Source organism: Dyella sp. SG609, assembly GCF_012275375.1.
Lineage (GTDB): Bacteria > Pseudomonadota > Gammaproteobacteria > Xanthomonadales > Rhodanobacteraceae > Dyella_D > Dyella_D marensis.
The window spans coordinates 14,850-33,996 of record NZ_JAAZQJ010000010.1; the positions used below are offsets into that span (position 1 = coordinate 14,850).

19 protein-coding genes are annotated in these 19,147 nt (G+C 68.7%); 15 read left to right on the forward strand and 4 right to left on the reverse strand.

Translation table 11 applies throughout. The features are described 5' to 3' along the window. The first annotated feature begins 199 nt into the window (after positions 1 to 199). The 4 genes from lgt to FHW85_RS16815 all read left to right on the forward strand — a co-directional run bounded on the left by lgt (position 200) and on the right by FHW85_RS16815 (position 3,397). Entirely contained in the window at positions 200 to 1,030 is an 831-nt protein-coding gene (gene lgt, locus FHW85_RS16800) for a prolipoprotein diacylglyceryl transferase (protein ID WP_167252256.1), read from the forward strand. Positions 1,031 to 1,032: 2 nt separating this feature from the next. Then, positions 1,033 to 1,827: a thymidylate synthase gene (locus FHW85_RS16805; RefSeq protein ID WP_168649017.1), complete on the forward strand. Its 795-nt coding sequence runs from the start codon at positions 1,033 to 1,035 to the stop codon at positions 1,825 to 1,827. Positions 1,828 to 1,949: 122 nt separating this feature from the next. Further along, complete coding sequence (locus FHW85_RS16810) at positions 1,950 to 2,441, forward strand: dihydrofolate reductase (protein ID WP_167252254.1); 492 nt, start codon at positions 1,950 to 1,952, stop codon at positions 2,439 to 2,441. Between the two features lie 32 nt (positions 2,442 to 2,473). Then, the gene (locus tag FHW85_RS16815) at positions 2,474 to 3,397 is read left to right on the forward strand and encodes a Nudix family hydrolase (protein WP_210427835.1); all 924 of its coding nucleotides are present in this window, start codon (positions 2,474 to 2,476) and stop codon (positions 3,395 to 3,397) included. Between the two features lie 7 nt (positions 3,398 to 3,404). On the opposite strand, the gene coaE is transcribed toward FHW85_RS16815, so the two are convergent. From coaE to pilB, 4 genes are all read right to left on the reverse strand, one after another. Then, complete coding sequence (coaE, locus tag FHW85_RS16820) at positions 3,405 to 4,022, reverse strand: dephospho-CoA kinase (RefSeq protein ID WP_168649103.1); 618 nt, start codon at positions 4,020 to 4,022, stop codon at positions 3,405 to 3,407. Further along, a complete protein-coding gene (locus FHW85_RS16825; RefSeq protein ID WP_168649018.1) occupies positions 4,022 to 4,882 on the reverse strand; it encodes an A24 family peptidase in 861 nt (286 codons plus the stop codon). The genes coaE and FHW85_RS16825 overlap by 1 nt, the downstream gene beginning before the upstream one ends. A gap of 68 nt (positions 4,883 to 4,950) precedes the next feature. Beyond that, positions 4,951 to 6,219 carry a type II secretion system F family protein gene (locus FHW85_RS16830; protein WP_167252251.1) on the reverse strand — a complete coding sequence of 423 codons (1,269 nt, stop codon included), beginning with the start codon at positions 6,217 to 6,219 and terminating at the stop codon, positions 4,951 to 4,953. A 139-nt stretch (positions 6,220 to 6,358) separates the two neighbouring features. Next, complete coding sequence (gene pilB / locus FHW85_RS16835; RefSeq protein WP_167252250.1) at positions 6,359 to 8,080, reverse strand: type IV-A pilus assembly ATPase PilB; 1,722 nt, start codon at positions 8,078 to 8,080, stop codon at positions 6,359 to 6,361. A gap of 201 nt (positions 8,081 to 8,281) precedes the next feature. Here pilB and FHW85_RS16840 point away from each other — a divergent pair, with 201 nt between their 5' ends. The 11 genes from FHW85_RS16840 to pseI all read left to right on the forward strand — a co-directional run bounded on the left by FHW85_RS16840 (position 8,282) and on the right by pseI (position 19,146). Continuing rightward, positions 8,282 to 9,475 (forward strand): DegT/DnrJ/EryC1/StrS family aminotransferase, encoded by a 1,194-nt coding sequence (locus FHW85_RS16840; protein ID WP_343203546.1) that lies wholly within the window; start codon positions 8,282 to 8,284, stop codon positions 9,473 to 9,475. 94 nt (positions 9,476 to 9,569) lie between these two features. Continuing rightward, positions 9,570 to 10,424 (forward strand): glycosyltransferase family 2 protein, encoded by an 855-nt coding sequence (locus tag FHW85_RS16845; protein ID WP_167252249.1) that lies wholly within the window; start codon positions 9,570 to 9,572, stop codon positions 10,422 to 10,424. A 42-nt stretch (positions 10,425 to 10,466) separates the two neighbouring features. Continuing rightward, on the forward strand, positions 10,467 to 11,588 hold the full coding sequence (locus FHW85_RS16850) for a glycosyltransferase (RefSeq protein ID WP_167252248.1): 1,122 nt from the start codon (positions 10,467 to 10,469) through the stop codon (positions 11,586 to 11,588). Between the two features lie 34 nt (positions 11,589 to 11,622). Further along, positions 11,623 to 12,387: a class I SAM-dependent methyltransferase gene (locus tag FHW85_RS16855; protein WP_168649019.1), complete on the forward strand. Its 765-nt coding sequence runs from the start codon at positions 11,623 to 11,625 to the stop codon at positions 12,385 to 12,387. Further along, positions 12,388 to 13,449, forward strand: a complete 1,062-nt coding sequence (locus FHW85_RS16860; RefSeq protein WP_167252246.1) for a glycosyltransferase — start codon at positions 12,388 to 12,390, stop codon at positions 13,447 to 13,449. Between the two features lie 38 nt (positions 13,450 to 13,487). Further along, positions 13,488 to 14,489, forward strand: coding sequence for a UDP-N-acetylglucosamine 4,6-dehydratase (inverting) (gene pseB / locus FHW85_RS16865; RefSeq protein WP_168649020.1), 1,002 nt, complete (start codon positions 13,488 to 13,490; stop codon positions 14,487 to 14,489). Positions 14,490 to 14,491: 2 nt separating this feature from the next. Continuing rightward, positions 14,492 to 15,652, forward strand: coding sequence for a UDP-4-amino-4,6-dideoxy-N-acetyl-beta-L-altrosamine transaminase (gene pseC, locus FHW85_RS16870; protein WP_168649021.1), 1,161 nt, complete (start codon positions 14,492 to 14,494; stop codon positions 15,650 to 15,652). Further along, on the forward strand, positions 15,649 to 16,362 hold the full coding sequence (pseF, locus tag FHW85_RS16875; protein ID WP_168649022.1) for a pseudaminic acid cytidylyltransferase: 714 nt from the start codon (positions 15,649 to 15,651) through the stop codon (positions 16,360 to 16,362). Before pseC ends, pseF begins: the two co-directional genes overlap by 4 nt. Beyond that, positions 16,359 to 16,511 carry a hypothetical protein gene (locus FHW85_RS16880; protein WP_210427836.1) on the forward strand — a complete coding sequence of 51 codons (153 nt, stop codon included), beginning with the start codon at positions 16,359 to 16,361 and terminating at the stop codon, positions 16,509 to 16,511. The genes pseF and FHW85_RS16880 overlap by 4 nt, the downstream gene beginning before the upstream one ends. A gap of 11 nt (positions 16,512 to 16,522) precedes the next feature. Continuing rightward, positions 16,523 to 18,088, forward strand: coding sequence for a UDP-2,4-diacetamido-2,4,6-trideoxy-beta-L-altropyranose hydrolase (gene pseG / locus FHW85_RS16885; protein ID WP_168649023.1), 1,566 nt, complete (start codon positions 16,523 to 16,525; stop codon positions 18,086 to 18,088). Positions 18,089 to 18,099: 11 nt separating this feature from the next. Then, complete coding sequence (gene pseI / locus FHW85_RS16890) at positions 18,100 to 19,146, forward strand: pseudaminic acid synthase (protein WP_208399563.1); 1,047 nt, start codon at positions 18,100 to 18,102, stop codon at positions 19,144 to 19,146. Position 19,147: the final 1 nt, after the last annotated feature.

A 19,147-nucleotide genomic window follows, 5' to 3' on the forward strand; every position in this document is an offset into this window, starting at 1 on the left:
GGCTGGGAGCAACACCCCCACCGTGCCGAACGCCGCGACGCATGCCGCTTTCCGGCGGCGCGCCGTGCGGGCGCCTCCCCGGGCCCGCATCGCGTTCGCGGCCGAGTATAGCCAAGCCGGCACGGCCGTCGACCCTGCCTGTCGGCAGCGGTGCCGGTGTCGCTACACTTGGACTTTGCCGGCTTCCCCGATCGGACTCATGTCGCTGCCCTATACCGTCGCCATCGACCCCGTGGCCTTCCGCCTCGGTTCCTTCCCGATCCACTGGTATGGCCTGATGTACCTGGGCGGTTTCTTCGGCGCCTGGCTGCTGGCCGAATACCGCCGCCGCCATGGCCGCCTGCCGGTGACGCGCGATGCGCTGGGCGACCTGCTGTTCTACGCGATGATGGGCGTGATCGCGGGCGGCCGCATCGGCTACATGCTGTTCTATGCCGACATCCATTGGATCTGGACCGACCCGGTGGCGCTGTTCCGCGTGTGGGACGGCGGCATGAGCTTCCACGGCGGCCTGCTCGGCGTGCTCGCCGCGGGGCTGTGGTGGTCGCGCCGGCACCAGGTCGCGTTCTTCGACACGGTGGATTTCGTGGCGCCGATCGTACCGATCGGGCTGGGCCTGGGCCGCCTGGGCAACTTCATCAACGGCGAGCTGTGGGGCAAGCCCGGCGACGTGCCGTGGGCGATGATCTTCCCCAACGCGCCGGACCGCCTGCCGCGCCACCCCTCGCAGCTGTACGAGATGCTGCTGGAAGGCGTGGTGCTGTTCACCGTGCTGTGGCTGGTGTCGCTCAAGCCGCGCCCGCGCTATCTGCTCTCGGGACTGTTCGCGCTGCTGTACGGCTGCTTCCGCTTCGCGGTGGAATTCGTGCGCCTGCCGGACCCGCAGCTCGGCTACCTGGCCTTCGGCTGGCTCACCATGGGGCAGATACTGTCGCTGCCGCTCATCCTGGTGGGCCTGGTGCTGATCTTCATGTCCCGCAAGGCGCCGACGCTGCGGCCGTATACCGTGGCGCTGCCGGCGAAGGAGTAACCATGCGCGCTTATCTCGACCTGCTGCGCCACGTGCTGGAGCACGGCACGATCAAGGCCGACCGCACCGGCACCGGCACGCGCAGCGTGTTCGGCTGGCAGATGCGTTTCGACCTGCGCGAAGGTTTTCCGCTGGTCACCACCAAGAAGCTGCACCTGAAGTCGATCATCCACGAGCTGATCTGGTTCCTGCGCGGCGACACCAACATCGCTTATCTGAAGGAACACGGCGTCAGCATCTGGGACGAGTGGGCCGACCCGAACGGCGAGCTCGGCCCGGTCTACGGCGAGCAGTGGCGCGCCTGGCGCACGGCCGACGGCGGCACGGTGGACCAGATCCGCTGGGTGGTGGAGGAGATCCGCCGCAATCCGGATTCGCGCCGGCTCATCGTCAACGCCTGGAACGTGGGCGAGCTGCCGCGGATGGCGCTGATGCCGTGCCACACCATGTTCCAGTTCTACGTGGCCGACGGGCGCCTCAGCTGCCAGCTGTACCAGCGCTCGGGCGATATCTTCCTCGGCGTGCCGTTCAATATCGCCAGCTATGCGCTGCTCACCCACATGGTGGCGCAGGTCTGCGGCCTGGGCGTGGGCGACTTCGTGCACGTGCTGGGCGACGCCCACCTGTACAGCAACCACGTCGAGCAGGCCCGCCTGCAGCTGAGCCGCGAGCCGCGCCCGCTGCCCACGCTCCGGCTGAACCCGGACGTGCGCGCGCTGGAAGACTTCCGCTTCGAGGACGTGGCGATCGAGGGCTACACCCCGCACCCGGCCATCAAGGCGCCGGTCGCCGTGTGAATTGCCCTGGGCCGGCGGCCACCGCCCCGGCGGTGTTCGTGAGTACAATGCGCGGCTAGCGCGCGCCGACCCCCATATGGCCGCCCGTGCGTCCCCATACGGTTCGCTCATCTGGAGTCTTCATGGCCATTTCGCTCATCGCCGCGCTCGACGAGAACTCTGCCATCGGCCGCAAGGGCCAGTTGCCCTGGCACCTGCCGGACGACCTGCGCTGGTTCAAGGAGCTCACGCTCGGCAAGTTCGTGCTGATGGGCTACAACACGGCGGTGTCGGTCGGCCGCGCCCTGCCGGGCCGGACCAACCTGGTGCTGACGCGCAAGCACGAAGCGCCGTTCCCGGGCCAGGTCACCGTGCGTTCGCTGGAAGAGGGCCTGGCCCGCGCCGGCGGTACCGGACTGATGGTGATCGGCGGCGGCGAGGTCTACAAGGCGGCGCTGCCGAAGGCGCAGCGGCTGTTCCTGACCTGGGTGAATGCGGCGGTGGACGGTGCGGATACCTTCTTCCCCGGCGTGCATTTCAGCGACTGGACCGAGCTCAGCCGCACCCATCACAAGAAAGATGCCGACCACGCCTACGACTTCGACATGGTCGAGTACGTCCGCAGCAGCATTTGAGCCCCGTTCCCCCTAGCGGCGCCATCCACGTCATGGCCGGCGTCCTGGTCGACCCGGCCGGACGCGTGCTGCTGGCGCAGCGGCCGCCGGGCAAGCACCTGGCGGGCGCGTGGGAGTTTCCCGGCGGCAAGCTGGAGCCGGGCGAAGCGGCCGGCGACGGGCTGGCGCGCGAGCTGGCCGAAGAGCTGGGTATCGCGATCGGCCCGGGCGAGCCGCTGACGCGGGTGCCCTGGGCCTATGGCGCCAAGCGCCTGCTGCTGGATGCCTGGGTGGTGCGGCGCTGGGACAGCGAGCCGCGGCCGCTGGAGCACACCGCGCTGCAATGGGCCGATCCCGATGCGGTCGATCTGGCGCTGCTGGCGCCGGCCGACCGCGCCATCCTGCAGGCGCTGCGCCTGCCGCATCGTTATCCGATCACACCGGCGGACCTGCCGCCCGCGGCCCATGACGCCTGCGCCGCCATGCTGCGCGATGCCCTGGGCCGCGGCGAGCGGCTGCTGCAGCTGCGCCTGCCGCTATGGCCGATGGAGCAGGTGAGGGAGCTGGCCGGGCAGCTGCTGCCGGAAGCGCGCAGCCGCGGTGCGCGGCTGCTGCTCAACGGCGATATCGAAGGCGCACTGGCCCTGGGTGTCGGCGTGCAATTGAAGGCCGCGCAGCTGAGCGGCAGCGAACGGCCCTTGCCCTGGAACCAGCCCGTCGGCGCGAGCTGCCACGATGCCGCCGAGCTGGCGCGGGCGCTGGCGCTGGGGGCGGATTTCGCGACCGTGTCGCCGGTGGCCGTCACCGCGACCCATCCGGAGCTGCCTGCGCTTGGCTGGGCCGCTTTCGCGGCACTGGCCGAGGCGGCGGCGCTGCCGGTCTACGCGCTCGGCGGCATGAGTCAGGCAGACGTGCAGCAGGCGCGCACGTCGGGTGGGCAGGGCGTCGCGGGCATCCGCGGCTTCTGGGGCGGCTGACGCGCGCTCAGGTCCTGGTTTTGGCCAGCGCCAGATAGCGCTGGTGCAGGGCGGCCACTGCGGCATCCAGCGCGGCTTCTTCGCCGGTATTGGCGATCACGTCGTCGGCGATGGCGAGGCGTTCCTCGCGGCGCGCCTGGCGTTCGATCATGCGGCGTGCCAGCGCCTCGTCGATGCCGTCGCGGCGCATCAGCCGCTCCAATTGCGCGGCCTCGGTGCTGTCCACCACCAGCACGCGGTCGACCCAGCGGTAATGCGCGATGTTCTCCGCCAGCAGCGGAATCGCCAGCAGGCAGTACGGGCCGTGATCGGTGCCGGCGCGTTCGCGCAGCCAGCTGCGCACGCGCGGGTGGGTGATGGCTTCCAGCTGGCGCCGGGCCATGTCGTCGGCGAAGACGCGGCGGCGCATGGCGGCGCGATCGAGTTGCCCCTCGCCGTCGAGCACGCCGGCGCCGAAGGTCTGCACGATGGCCGCCAGCCCTTCGCTGCCGGGCTTGACCACTTCCCGCGCGGCCACGTCGGCGTCGTAGACCGCGATGCCCAGCGCTTCGAAGCGCCGCGCCACCGCGCTCTTGCCGGAGGCGATGCCGCCGGTGAGCGCGACGACGTAAGGGCGCGGCGCGATCACCGCAGCCCGGTGATCTGCATGTAGGTGTGCAGCATCCAGTCGCCGGCCACGAACCACAGCCAGCCGGCCATGGCGATGAACGGGCCGAACGGGATCGGCACCTCGGCTTTATGCCGGCGCAGCAGGATCAGCGAACCGCCGATCACCGTGCCCACCAGCGAGGACAGCAGCACGATCGGCAGCAGCGCGCCGGCGCCCATCCAGGCGCCCATGGCCGCCAGCATCTTGAAATCGCCGTAGCCCATGCCTTCCTTGCCGGTGGCGAGCTTGAACAGCCAGTACACGCTCCACAGGCTGAGGTAGCCGATCGCCGCGCCGATGATCGCGGCGGTGGGCGTGACGAACATCGGCAGCAGGGTAAGCAGCAGGCCGATCCACAGCAGCGGGTAGTTGAGTTCGTCCGGCAGGTACTGGGTGCGGAAGTCGATGCCGGCCAGCGCGATCAGCAGCCAGGTGAAGGCCAGGCCGGCCAGCGCCGGCAGGGTGGGGCCGAACTTCCACACCACGATGGCGCTGAGCACGCCGCTCAGCAGTTCCACCAGCGGGTACTGGATCGAGATCGGCTCCTTGCAGTAGCGGCAACGCCCGCGCAGCAGCAGCCAGCCGAACAGCGGGACGTTGTCGAACACCGACAGGCGGTGCTTGCACCTGGGGCAGTGCGAGGGCTCGCGCACGATGCCGGGCGGGCGGGGCGTGGTTTCGTCGGGGGGCAGCTTGAGCGTGTCCAGCGCCTGTTCGCGCCAGGCCGCTTCCATGCGCTCGGGCAGGCGCAGGATCACCACGTTGAGAAAGCTGCCCACCAGCAGGCCGAGCACGCCTGCCACGGTGATCCAGGCCCAAAGAGGAAGCTCAGGCATGCGTCGTCTCGATAGCTATAAAAAAAGCCCCCCTCTCCCGGGGGAGAGAGGGGCTCGGATGCGGAAGCTTACACGGTGCCCGCGAGCTTGAAGATCGGCAGGTACAGCGACACCACCATGCCGCCCACCAGCACGCCGAGGATCACCATGATCAGCGGCTCGAGCAGGGTGGACAGGGTGTCGACCGCGTTGTTGACCTCTTCCTCGTAGAACTCGGCCACCTTGAACAGCATGTTGTCCAGGGCGCCGGATTCCTCGCCGATGGCGGTCATCTGCACCACCATGTTCGGGAACAGGCCGGTCTGGCGCATGGCCAGCTGCAGCTGGTGGCCGACCGCGACGTCGTCGCGCATCTGCCGGACCGCGTCGCCGTAGACGATGCTGCCGGTGGCGCCGGCCACGGCGTCCATGGCTTCGACCAGGGGCACGCCGGCGCGGAAGGTGACGCCGAGGGTGCGGGCGAAGCGGGCGATGGCGGATTGGCGGAGGATGGCGCCCATCACCGGCAGCTTCAGCATCACGCGGTCGAGGAAGTGCGCGAACTTCTGCGAGCGGTTCTTGGCCATGACCAGGGCGACGATGCTGCCGACGATCACGCCGATCACCACGTACCAGTAGCTCTGCATGAACTGCGAGGCGGAGATCACGATCTGGGTCGGTGCCGGGAGTTCCGCGCCGGCGTCCTTGAAGGTCTGCTGGAACACCGGCACCACGAACAGCAGCAGGATCATGCTGACCAGCAGCGCCACCGCCAGCACCATCACGGGGTAGAACAGGGCCTTCTTGATCTTGCTCTTGATCGCTTCCATCCGCTCCTTGTAGGTCGCCACGGTGTCCAGCACCGTGTCGAGCACACCGGCGGATTCGCCCGCGTGCACCAGGTTGCGGTAGAGCTCGTCGAACTGGACCGGATACTTGGCCAGCGCCTCGTGCAGCGCGGCGCCGCCCTCGATGCCCTGCTTGACGTCGACCAGCATGTTCTTGAAGCGGACGTTCTTCTGGCCGTCGGCGATGATCTCGAAGGACTGCACCATCGGCACGCCCGACGCCATCATGGTGGCGATCTGGCGGCTGAAGATGGCCACGTCGCGCGGCTTGACCGTGCTGCCGGCAGCGCCGAAGAGGGGCTTGGACTTCTCGCGCACCGTCTGCGGGTTCATGCCCTGGCGGCGCAGCTCGGCCTTCACCAGCGAAGCGTTCTTCGCCGGCATCTCGCCCTTCATGCGCTTGCCGCGCTTGTCCAGCGCGACCCAGTCGTACATGGACATCTGGGTGACGGCGGCGCGCTCTGCGCCGCGGGCGCGAGCGTCTTTGGCTGCCGTGATTGCTGTGGCCATGCGGAAACTCCCCCTTCGAGCTAGCCGGCCAGGGGCCGGCGGCAAATTTGTTGCAGCTTATGGCAAATCTCTCAGGCAATCCGTGCCTTGGCACGCAACTCCAGTGCGGGCGGCGTCTCAGGCCGCCGCAGGAGCCGCGTCAGTCCTTGGTGACGCGGTCGATCTCGGCCAGGCTGGTCACGCCCTGCTTGGCTTTCAGCAGGGCCGAGGCGCGCAGGTCGTTGATGCCGGCGCCGCGCGCCACCTCGGCGATCTGCATGGCGTTGCCGCCCTGCAGCACGATCTTCTGGATCTCCTCGAGCATGGGCATCACCTGATAGATGCCCACGCGGCCCTTGTAGCCTTCGTTGCAGTTGTCGCAGCCGACCGCCTCGTACAGGGTCAGGCCGGCGTCGATCTCTTCCTGGGTGAAGCCGGCGGCGAGCAGGGTGGCCGGCGGCAGGTCCAGCGGCTTCTTGCAGTCGTGCAGGCGGCGGGCCAGGCGCTGGGCGATCACCAGGGTGACCGACGAGGTGATGTTGTAGGGCGCGATGCCCATGTTCATCAGGCGCGAGATGGTCTGCGGCGCGTCGTTGGTATGCAGGGTGGACAGCACCATGTGGCCGGTCTGCGCGGCCTTGATGGCGATCTCGGCGGTTTCCAGGTCGCGGATTTCGCCGACCATGATCACGTCCGGATCCTGGCGCAGGAAGGAGCGCAGGGCCGCGGCAAAGGTCATGCCGCGCTTGGTGTTCTGCTGAACCTGGTTGATGCCCTCGACGCGGATTTCGACCGGGTCTTCCACCGTGGAGATATTGCGCTCGTTGGTGTTGAGGATATTCAGCGCCGTGTACAGCGACACGGTTTTGCCCGAGCCGGTCGGGCCGGTGACCAGCACCATGCCGTAGGGCTTGTGGATGGCTTCGATGTAGAGCTGCTTCTGGACTTCCTCGTAGCCGAGCTTGTCGATGCCGAGCTTGGCGGTGGAGGCGTCCAGGATACGCAGCACGATCTTCTCGCCGAACAGCGTGGGCAGCGTGCTGACGCGGAAGTCGACCGAGCGGCTCTTGGAAAGATTGAGCTTGATGCGGCCGTCCTGCGGCACGCGCCGCTCGGCGATGTCCAGGCCGGCCATCACCTTCAGGCGCGAGGAGATGCGCGTGGACAGCTTCATCGGCGGGCTGGCCACCGCGCGCAGCATGCCGTCCATGCGCAGGCGCACGCGGTAGTTGGTTTCGAATGGTTCGAAGTGGATGTCCGAGGCGCCGCGCTTGATCGCGTCGACCAGGATCTTGTTGACGAACTTCACCACCGGCGCGTCGTCGTTCGCGTTGGCGTCGATGCCGGTGGTGTCGCCGTCGTCGTCGCCGGCTTCCAGCGCGAGTTCGTCGAGGTCGTCGCCGCCGAGGTCCGGCACGCTGGAGCTCATCGCGCTGAGCGCGGTCTCGATCACCCGGTGCAGCTGGGCGCGCTCGACCAGGATCGGTTCCACCATGCAGTTGGAGTGGAACTTGATCTCGTCCAGCGCATGCGACTGCATCGGGTCGGCGATGCCGACGAACAGGCGCTTGCCGCGGCGGAACAGGGGCAGGGCGTGGTGCTTGTTGATCAGCGCTTCGCTGATCAGGTTCAGCGGCATGCTGGCCGGCTGCAGCGAGGAGACGTCCATCGCCGGCATGCCGAATTCGGCCGAGGCGAGCTGGGTGAGCCGGCTGCTGTCGATCAGGCCGTGGTCCAGCAGCCAGGCGGTGAGCGTGGTCTTGGCCTGGGCGGAATCGAGTACCGCCTTGCGCACGTCCGGCTCGGGGAGCACCCCTTCGGATACCAGGCGCCGGGCCATGCCGGACAGCCCTGCCAGTGACGGTTGCATTTGCGTCGCCATAACCTGAATGTCGCCCAGCCCCCTGATTGACGGGGAATTTACCGCAGAAGCCGCGCCAGTACACCCGTGCCCGGCCCATTTGCGTGAAATCCAGCACATTGGATTCCCATAAGCGTGGCGTCCGTCAGGGTTGTGACGCCGCCATGGACGCCGCCGTGAAAGTTCGTATACAAAAGCGGCCTTTCCCCAGTGGTCGCCATCGTGTCCAACGCCGAACCCATGCAGCCGTTCCTGATCTTCGGAGCACCCCAGATCGGCGAGGAAGAAATTGCGGAAGTCGAGGCCTGCCTGCGCTCGGGCTGGCTGGGCACGGGGCCGCGGGTGGCGCGTTTCGAGCAGGATTTCGCGCAGTGGCGCGGGGTGCGCCCCTCGCAGGTGGCCGCGGTCAATTCCTGCACGGCGGCCATCCACGTGAGCATGGTCGCCGCGGGGCTGGAGCCGGGCAGCGAGGTGATCACCACGCCGCTGACTTTCTGCGCCACGGTCAATGCGATCCTGCACGCCGGCCTGACCCCGGTGCTGGCCGACGTGGACCCGGTCACCCAGAACCTGGACCCGGATGCCATCGAAGCGGCCATCACGCCGCGCACCCGGGCCATCCTGCCGGTGCACTTCGCCGGCCGCCCCTGCGCGATGGACCGCATCATGGCCATCGCGCGGAAGCACGGGCTGATGGTGATCGAGGACTGCGCCCACGCCATCGAAACCGAGTTCCACGGCCAGCCGGCCGGCACCTTCGGCGACTTCGGCTGCTTCAGCTTCTACGTCACCAAGAACGTGGTGACCGGCGAGGGCGGCATGATCCTGGGCCGCAGCGAGGAACAGATCGCCCGCGCCCGCATGCTGGCCTTGCACGGCATGAGCAAGGACGCCTGGCACCGCTTCGGCGACAAGGGCTACAAGCACTACCAGGTGGTGGAGTGCGGCTTCAAATACAACATGATGGATCTGCAGGCGGCCATCGGCATCCACCAGCTGGCCCGCGTGGAGCGCAGCTGGGAGCGCCGGCAGCAGCTGTGGCGCCGCTATGACGAAGCCTTCGCGGACTTGCCGATCGGCCTGCCGGCCGCGCCGGAAGCCAATACCCGCCACGGCTATCACCTCTACACGGTGATGCTGGACGAGCAGCGCTGCGGCATCAGCCGCGACGATTTCCTGGAAGCCATGAACGCCAGGCGGATCGGCACCGGCGTGCACTACCTGTCAGTGCCCGAGCACCCCTATTACCAGGACCGCTTCGGCTGGCGCCCGGAGCAGTGGCCGCATGCCATGCGCATCGGCCGGCAGACCGCGAGCCTGCCGCTTTCGCCCGCGATGAGCGACGCGGACGCCGAACGGGTGATCGAGGCGGTCACCGAGATCACCACCCGCGGCCAGGCGCGCAAGCGCGGCTGAGGCCGCGCCGGGGCCTCCAGGCGCCGGAATCCGTCGATTCCCGCGCAGCCCGCCCGCCCCGGGCAGGCTATGATTGCCATTACGAGAGGGGCGCATGAAATCACTGAGCATCATCCTGCCTGCGAAGAACGAGGCCGCGGCACTGCGCGGCCTGTTGCCCAGGCTGCGCGAGGCCGCGCCGGACGCGGAAATCATCGTGGTCGACGACGGCTCCACGGACGACACCCGTGAGCTGTGCGCCAGCCATGCCATCACCTGCCTGTCCTCGCCGTACTCGATGGGCAACGGCGCCGCGATCAAGCGCGGCGCGCGCGCCGCCGGCGGCGACATCCTGGTGTTCATGGACGGCGACGGCCAGCACGATCCGGCCGACATCGCCCGCCTGCTGCAGCACCTGGAGCAGGGCTACGACATGGTGGTGGGCGCGCGCGACTGGGAAAGCCAGGCCGGCGTCGGCCGCGGCGTGGCCAACACCATCTACAACTGGCTGGCCACGCGCATGACCGGCCACGCCATCCTGGACCTCACCTCCGGCTTCCGCGCGGTGAAGGCCAGGCAGTTCCGCGAATTCCTGCACCTGCTGCCGAACGGGTTTTCCTACCCGACCACCAGCACCATGGCGTTCTTCCGCAGCGCCTATCCGGTGGCCTACATGCCGATCAAGGCGGCCAAGCGCATCGGGCACAGCCATATCCGGCCGCTGCGCGACGGCGTGCGCTTCCTGCTGATCATCTTCAAGATCGCCACGCTGTACTCGCCGCTGAAGCTGTTCGCGCCGGCCAGCGCGGTGTTCTTCCTGCTCGGGCTGATCAACTACGCCTGGACTTTCCTGCACGAAGGCCGCCTCACCAACATGAGCACGCTGCTGTGGAGCGCCTCGGTGATCGTGTTCCTGATCGGGCTGGTGTCCGAGCAGATCACCGCGCTGACCTACAAGGCGCGGGACTGACGCATGCCCGCGCTTGCCGGCCGGCCGCAGCGGTGACCACGCATGGCTGAATCGATGGTCGTGATCACCAGCTCGTTTCCGATCCGCGGAGACGGCAGCGAGGCGGCGGGCGCCTTCGTGGCCGACCTGGTCGAGGAACTGGCACGGCAGGCCGCGGTGCGCGTGGTGGCGCCGGGTCCGCGCGACGAGCGCGAGCAGTACGCGCCGAATATCGAAGTGATTCGCTACGCGGCGCCGGCGAAGCCGCTGTCCACGCTGAAGCCGTGGCGCCCGGGCGACCTGTACTGGCTGGCCCGTGTGCTGCGCGGCGGCATGCGCGCCGCGCGCGCGGCCGTCGGCAGCGGCAAGCCGCGCGTGCTGGCGCTGTGGGGCCTGCCCTGCGGCGAGTGGGCGCGCCGCGTCGCCGCCAGCCGCGGCCTGGCCTACACCGTGTGGCTGCTGGGCAGCGACGTGTGGTCGCTGGGCCGCGTGCCGGTGCTGCGCGGCATGCTGGGGCGGGTGATCCGGCAGGCCGGCAAGGCTTATGCGGACGGCTACGTGCTGGCCGACGACGCCCGCAGGATCGCCGGTATCCCGGTCGACTTCCTGCCCAGCACACGCTCCATCGGCACGGCCGGCGAGCCGCCGCCGCCGCGGGCGCAGGCGCCATACCGGCTGCTGTTCCTGGGCCGCTGGCATCCGAACAAGGGCGTGGACCTGTTGCTGCAGGCGCTGGGCCTGCTCGGCGATGCCGACTGGCAGCGCATCGAACAGGTGGAAATCCAGGGCGGCGGCCCGCTGGAGCCGGCCGTGCGCGAGGCCGTCGAGGCCTTGCAGCGCGCCGGGAGGCCGGTGCTGCTCGGTGCCTTTCTTTCGAAGGACCAGGCCGAAGCCGCCATCGCACGGGCCGACTGGCTGCTGATCCCCTCGCGCATCGAAAGCATCCCGGTGGTGTTTTCCGACGCCATGAAACTGGGCCGGCCGGTGGTGTCGATGCCGGTGGGCGACCTGCCGCGGCTGGTGGAGGAACTGCGCTGCGGTGTTGTCGCCCAGGCCGTGTCCGCCGAAGATTACGCGCGGGCGCTGGCCGCCGCCGTGGCGGCGCCGACCGGACGCTTCCTGCCGGGCACCGAAGCCGCCGCCCGCTTCGACCTGCGGGCCATCGCCCGCACCTTGCTGCACTGAGACCGGCTGCATTGAGACAGGCTTTGCTCCGCATATGAACGACAACCGCCAGACCTGGGACGAACGGGCGCGGGCCCTCGGCGCCACGCGCCGCGGCGTGCTGTTCAAAGGTTTCACCGACGAGGCGAACGGCCGCCTGCACGACTGGCACGCCTGGCTGGTGCGCGAGATGTTCGCCCCGGCGATCGGCGCCGAAGGCGGCGCCGTGCTGGACCTGGGCTGCGGCTACGGCCGCCTGTCGCAGACGCTGGCCACGGCCCGCCCGGATCTGTTCGTGGTCGGCCAGGACATCAGCGGCTGGTACTGCCAGCGCATGGCCGAAGGCGGCGGTGGAGCGGTGCTGGCCGACCTGCGCGCACTGCCGTTCCGCCCGCGCAGCATGGCCGGCGCCATGGCCATCACCTCGCTGATGTATCTGGACCGCCCCGAAGTCGGCGCGGCCTTCGCGCAGATCGCGGCGATGCTGCGGCCTGGCGCGCCGCTGCTGATCGTGGACCCGGGCGAGGAACTGCGTTCGCTGATCGGCCGCCTGGCCGGCAACCGTGTGGCCTCCGCCACCGGCGGACGCGGTTTCCGGCGCGAGGAATACATCGCCCTGGCCCGCGCGGCTGGTTTCGAGGTGCTGGGCAAGGGCGGCAATCCGCGCGACAGCGCGCTGCTGCTGGCCACCGCCGGCGGCCGCGTAGGCTGGGGCCTGGCCAGCCGGCTGGCCGGCCGGCAGAGGCCGCGCGCCGGTGGCTATTCGCCGCTGGCGCTGCATCGCTGGCTGCTGCTGAAAGCGCCCGGCGAGGGTCGCTGAATGGCTGGCAGCGCCTCTGACGTCGAGCTTTACCCGGCGCGGGAGCGCGTGGCCGATCCGGTCTGCTCCATCTGTATCGCCAATTACAACGGCACCGGACTGCTGGCCGAATGCCTGGATTCGATCTTTGCCCAGGCGGCCGAGATCGCACTCGAAGTGCTGGTGCACGACGACGCTTCCACCGACGGCTCGGTGGAGTGGCTGCGCGAGCGCTATCCGCAGGTGGAACTGCTGGCGGCGCGCAGCAATGTCGGCTTCTGCATCGGCAACAACCGGATGGTCGCGCACGCACGCGGCCGCTACGTGCTGCTGCTGAACAACGATGCCGCGCTGCAGCCCGGCGCGCTGCGCGCCCTGCTCGGCGTGGCCGCGCAGCAGGCCACGCCCTGCATCGCGACGCTGCCGCAGTACGACTGGGCTTCCGGCGAACTGGTCGATCGCGGCTGCCGGCTGGACCTGTTCTACAACCCCGTGCCGAACCTCGACGTGGCGCGCCGCCAGGTGGCGATCACCATCGGCGCCTGCCTGTTCCTGCCGCGCAGCCTGTGGGAAGAACTGGGCGGCTTCCCCGAGTGGATGGGCTCCCTCGCCGAAGACATGTACCTGTGCTGCCTGGCGCGCCTGCGCGGCGTGCCGGTGCTGGTGGCGCAGGAAAGCGGCTATATCCATCGCCAGGGCGCCAGCTTCGGCGGCAACCGCGTGGACGCCGGCCGCCTCAACACCACCTTCCGCCGCCGCCGCCTGAGCGAGCGCAACAAGACCGCGGTAATGGTGGTCTGCACGCCGACGATCGCGGTGTGGCCGCTGCTGACCCTGCACGCCGCCGCGCTGCTGCTCGAAGGGCTGGCGCTGGCGCTGGTCAAGCGCGATGCGCGCGTGTGGAGCGAGATCTACCTGCCGACCCTGCGCTATATCGCCAGCGACTTCCGCGCGCTGCGCCAGCGCCGGCGTGTCGCCCAGGGCATGCGCCGGGCCAGCCTGGCGGCCTATCTGCGCGACGTCGTGCTGTTTCCGCGAAAACTGAGCATGCTGGGGCGCTATGGCATTCCGCATATCCGCTGAGCCGTCCCATTCCACGAATTCCGCTGAGGTTGCATCCCATGTTTGACGGCAAGTCCATCCTGATCACCGGCGGCACCGGCTCCTTCGGCAAGCAGTACGTGCAGACCCTGCTCGGCCGCTACCAGCCGCGGCGCGTGGTGATCTATTCGCGCGACGAACTGAAACAGTACGAGATGCAGCGCCAGTACGACGCGCCCTGCATGCGCTACTTCATCGGCGACGTGCGCGACCGCGGCCGCCTGGTGCAGGCCATGCGCGGGGTGGACTACGTGATCCACGCGGCCGCGCTCAAGCAGGTGCCGGCGGCGGAGTACAACCCCACCGAATGCATCAAGACCAATATCCACGGCGCGGAGAACGTGATCCACGCGGCGCTGGAGAACGAGGTCGCCAAGGTGATCGCGCTGTCCACCGACAAGGCGGCCAATCCGATCAACCTCTACGGCGCCACCAAGCTGGCCTCCGACAAGCTGTTCGTCGCCGCCAACAATATGGCCGGCGGCCACCGCACCGTCTTCTCGGTGGTGCGCTACGGCAATGTGATCGGCTCGCGCGGCTCGGTGGTGCCGTTCTTCAAGCAGCTGCTGGCCGAAGGCTGCGATGCGCTGCCGCTGACCGACGTGGCGATGACGCGCTTCTGGATCTCGCTGCAGCAGGGCGTGGACTTCGTGCTGAAGAATTTCGAGCGCATGCACGGCGGCGAAATCTTCGTGCCGAAGATCCCCTCGGTGCGCATCGTCGACCTGGCCCGCGCGATGGCGCCGCAGATGGCGCACAAGATCGTCGGCATCCGCCCCGGCGAGAAGCTGCACGAGATCATGTGCCCGGCCGACGACTCGCATCTCACGCTGGAGTTCGACGACCACTACGTGATCCGCCCCACCATCACCTTCTTCAACCGGCCCAACGATTTCGCCGTCAACGGGCTGGGCGAAACGGGCACCCCGGTGCCGCAGGGTTTCGAATACAACTCCGGCACCAATCCGCATTTCCTCGATAACGACGGCATCCTGCAGCTGCACCGCGAGGCGGGGATCTGAACATGATTCCCTACGGCCGGCAGGACGTGACCCAGGACGACGTCGACGCGGTGATCGAAGTGCTGCATTCGGACTTCCTCACCCAGGGTCCGATGACGCCGAAGTTCGAAGCCGCCGTCGCAGCTTATGTCGGCGCCGGCTTCGGCGTGGGCGCGAACAGCGCCACCTCGGCCCTGCACGTGGCCTGCCTGGCGCTGGGGCTGGGCGAAGGCGACTGGCTGTGGACCACGCCGATCACCTTCGTCGCTTCGGCCAACTGCGCGCTCTATTGCGGCGCCCAGGTGGACTTCGTCGATATCGACGAGCGCACCTACAACCTCTGCCCGGTCAAGCTCGAACAGAAGCTGATCCAGGCCAAGGCCGAAGGGCGTTTGCCCAAGGTGGTGGTGCCGGTGCATTTCTCGGGGCAGCCCTGCGATATGCGCGCCATCCATGCGCTGGCGCAGACCTATGGCTTCAAGATCGTCGAGGACGCCTCGCACGCCATCGGCGCGCGCTATCTGGGCGAGCGCATCGGCAACAGCCGCTACAGCGACATCACCATCTTCAGTTTCCATCCGGTGAAGATCATCACCACCGTGGAAGGCGGCATGGCGATGACCAATGATGCCGCGCTGGCCGAGCGCATGGCGCTGTTCCGCGCGCACGGCATCACGCGCGATCCGGCGCGCATGACCCACGCTTCCGACGGCCCCTGGTACTACCAGCAGGTGGAGCTGGGCTACAACTACCGCATGAACGATCTGCAGGCGGCGCTGGGCATCAGCCAGCTGGGGCGGATCGACGCTTACCTGGAACGCCGGCACGAGCTCGCCGCACGCTACGACCGCCTGCTGGCCGGCCTGCCGCTGACCTTGCCCTGGCAGCATCCGGACGGCTATTCCGGCCTGCACCTGTACACCGTGCGGCTGCAGCTGGACCGCATCCAGCGCACGCGCCTGGAAGTATTCGAAGCGATGCGCGCGGATGGCATAGGCGTCAACGTGCATTACATCCCGGTGCATACGCAGCCTTACTACCGCGAGCACGGCATGGCCGGGCGCGAGTTCCCCGAGTCGGAGCGCTACTACGCGGAGGCGATCACGCTGCCGCTGTATCCGATGCTTACCGATGCGGCGCAGGACGAAGTGATCGCGTCGCTGCGCCGGGCGCTGGGCGTATGAATCTCGCGGTGATCCCCGCGCGCGGCGGCAGCAAGCGCATTCCGCGCAAGAACATCCGTGCGTTCTGCGGCAAGCCGGTGATCGCCTGGTCGATCGAGGCGGCGCGGCGCAGCGGGTGCTTCGAGCGGGTCGTGGTGTCGACGGACGACGAGGAGATCGCTGCGGTGGCGCGCTCGTTCGGCGCCGAGGTGCCATTCCTGCGTCCCGCGGAGCTGGCCGGCGATCACGCCGACACGGTGTCGGTCATCCGCCACGCCGTGGGCGAGCTGCAGCGGGCAGGCGCCGCGCCGCGCAACGTGTGCTGCATCTATGCCACCGCGCCGTTCGTCGAAGCGGGCGATATCGAGCGCGGCTTGCACATGCTCGATGCGGGCGACGGCGATTACGTTTTCCCGGTCACCACCTTCCCGTTCCCGATCCAGCGCGCCCTGCGCCTGTCGGCGGAGGGGCGGGTGGCGATGTTCGCGCCGGAGCATGCCGGCACGCGCTCGCAGGACCTGGAAGAAGCCTGGCACGACGCGGGCCAGTTCTACTGGGGCCGCGCGCAGGCCTGGCTGGATGGCGTGGGCATCTATGCGTCGGGCGCGGGGCTGCCGATTCCGCGGCATCGCGTGCAGGACATCGACACGGAAGAAGACTGGATCCGCGCGGAATGGATGTTCCGCGCCCAGCGGGCGGCGCAAGGCAATCACGGGGCGGAACAGGCATGACCTACAAGACCGGGCAGGAAGCGTTCTGCGGCGAGATCATGGACCGCTATGCGGACCTGCGCCTGGTCGACTACGGCTTCGCCTACCGCCGCGACCCCAGCTTCCCGCAGGACGACGTCACCTGGTTCCTGCTCGAAAAGACCGCCTAGCGGGCGATGGCATGAAAGCAGCCTTTCGCGCCGATGCGTCGTTCCAGCTGGGCAGCGGGCATGTGATGCGCTGCCTGGCGCTGGCGCGTGCGCTGCGCGAGGAAGGAGCTTCGTGCCGGTTCGTTTGCCGCGAGTTGCCGGGGCATCTGGGCGCGCGGATTGCTGCGGAAGGTTTCGAGCTGGCCTTGCTGCCGGCCGATGGCGAAGCGGCTGCCATGGATGAGCGTGGCGATGCCGAGGCGACGATCGAGGCGCTCCGCGGCAGCGTCGACGTGCTGATCGTGGATCACTACGCACTGGATGCCCGGTGGGAACAGGCCTTGCAGCCCCACGCCGGGAAGCTTGTGGCGATCGACGATCTCGCCGACCGGCCGCATCTGGCGCAGATGCTGATCGACCAGAACGCCGGCCGCCGCGCGGAACGCTATGCCGGCTTGGTATCCACCGATTGCCGGGTGCTTGCCGGCCCGCGCTACGCGATGCTGCGTCCGGAGTTCCGCCAGCGGCGCGAAGCAAGCCTGGCGCGACGCGCGCAGGCGCCGCTGCACAGGATCGTGATCAGCATGGGCGGGGGCGATCCGGCCGATGCCACGTCGCTTGCGTTGGAAGGCTTGAGCCGGTCTCTGCTGCCGGCGGCATGCCGGATCACCGTGGTGCTCGGTGCGCAGGCCGCGTCGAAGGAACGCGTGAGGGAGCTGGCGGCGCGCAGCCCATGGCCGTGCGAAGTTCTCGAAGACGTCGGCGATATGGCTGCCCTGCTGGCGGATTGCGATCTCGCCATCGGCGCTGCCGGCGTTTCCGCCCTGGAACGCTGCTGCCTCGGCTTGCCGTCGCTGCTGGTGATCCTGGCCGACAACCAGCGTCCCGGTGCGCAGGCGCTGGTGCGGCAGGGTGCAGCGATGCTGCTGGGCGGCCCGGAGAACCTGCCGGACGCCATCCCCGCCGCCATGCAGGATTTGCTGGCGCCGGATGCCTGGCGCGCGATGTCGGCTGCGGCCGCTGACATATGCGACGGCCTTGGCCTGCAGCGCGTACGCATCTGCATCGAGGACCTGGCATTGCGCCCATCCTCCTCGCACGAAGCCACCGTCAGGCCGATGCGCCCCGACGACCTCGACGCCGTACTGTCCTGGCGCAACCACCCCGACGTGCGCCGGCACATGTACACCACGCACGAGATCGGCATCGCCGAACACCGCGCCTGGTACGAACGCAGCGCGGCCGATCCGCGCCGCCATCTGCTGATCGTCGAGCAGGCCGGCCAGCCGCTGGGCTTCGTGCATTTCACCGAAGCCGCCACCGACGATGTCGCCGACTGGGGTTTCTATGCGGTGCCGGGCGCGCCGCCCGGCACCGGCCGCCGGCTGGGCGCCGCGGCGCTCGATCACGCGTTTGGTACCCTTGGCCTGCGCAAGGTCCGTGGCCAGGCGCTGCTGTCCAATGAACGCTCGCAGGCCATGCACCGCGCGCTGGGCTTCACCGGCGAGGCCCTGCCGGAACCGGGCCATCCCGTGGACAGCGTCGGTTTTGGCCTGACCGCCCGCCAATGGCGCGAACGGGCTCCGGTATCGAGGTAAGGATGAGTCAGATGCATATCACCATTGCCGGGCGCCGCATCGGCGCCGACCAGCCGCCGTATGTGATCGCCGAACTGTCGGCCAATCACAATGGCAGGCTCGATACCGCGCTGCGCCTGGTGGAAGAGGCCAAGGCCTGCGGCGCCGATGCGATCAAGCTGCAGACCTACACGGCCGACACCATCACGCTCGATAGCGATGCCGAGGATTTCCAGATCAAGGACGGCCCCTGGGCCGGCCGCACGCTGCACGATCTCTACCAGGAAGCGCATACGCCCTGGGCCTGGCACGAGGCGCTGTTCGCGCGCGCCCGCGAGGTGGGCATCACCATCTTCAGTTCGCCGTTCGATGCCACCGCGGTGGACCTGCTCGAATCGCTGGGCGCGCCGGCCTACAAGATCGCTTCGTTCGAAGCGGTCGACCTGCCGCTGATCCGCTATGTGGCGCGCACCGGCAAGCCGATGATCATTTCCACCGGCCTGGCCGACCAGGACGAGATCCAGGAAGCGATCGACGCCGCGCGCTCGGGCGGCTGCAAGGAGCTGTGCATCCTGCATTGCGTCAGCGGCTATCCGGCGCCGGCCGGCGACTACAACCTGCGCACCATCGGCGACATGGCCGGGCGCTACGGCGTGCTCACCGGACTGTCCGACCACACGCTGGGCAACGCCACGGCGATCGCCAGCATCGCGATGGGCGCCGTGCTGCTCGAAAAGCACTTCACCCTGGACCGCAGCGGTGGCGGCCCGGACGATGCGTTCTCGCTGGAGCCGGAAGAACTGCGCGCGCTGTGCCGCGACACCAAGGTGGCGTGGGAAGCGCTGGGCCGGGTGGACTACGGCCGCAAGTCCAGCGAGCGCGGCAATCTGAAATTCCGCCGCTCGCTGTACTTCGTCAAGGACCTGCAGCCCGGCGACGTGATCGGCGCCGATGCGGTGCGTTCGGTGCGGCCGGGCTACGGCCTGGCGCCGAAATTCCTGGACGAGGTGATCGGCAAGACGGTGCTCAAGGCGGTGCACGCCAACAGCCCCGTCGGCTGGGACAGCATCGAACGCTGAC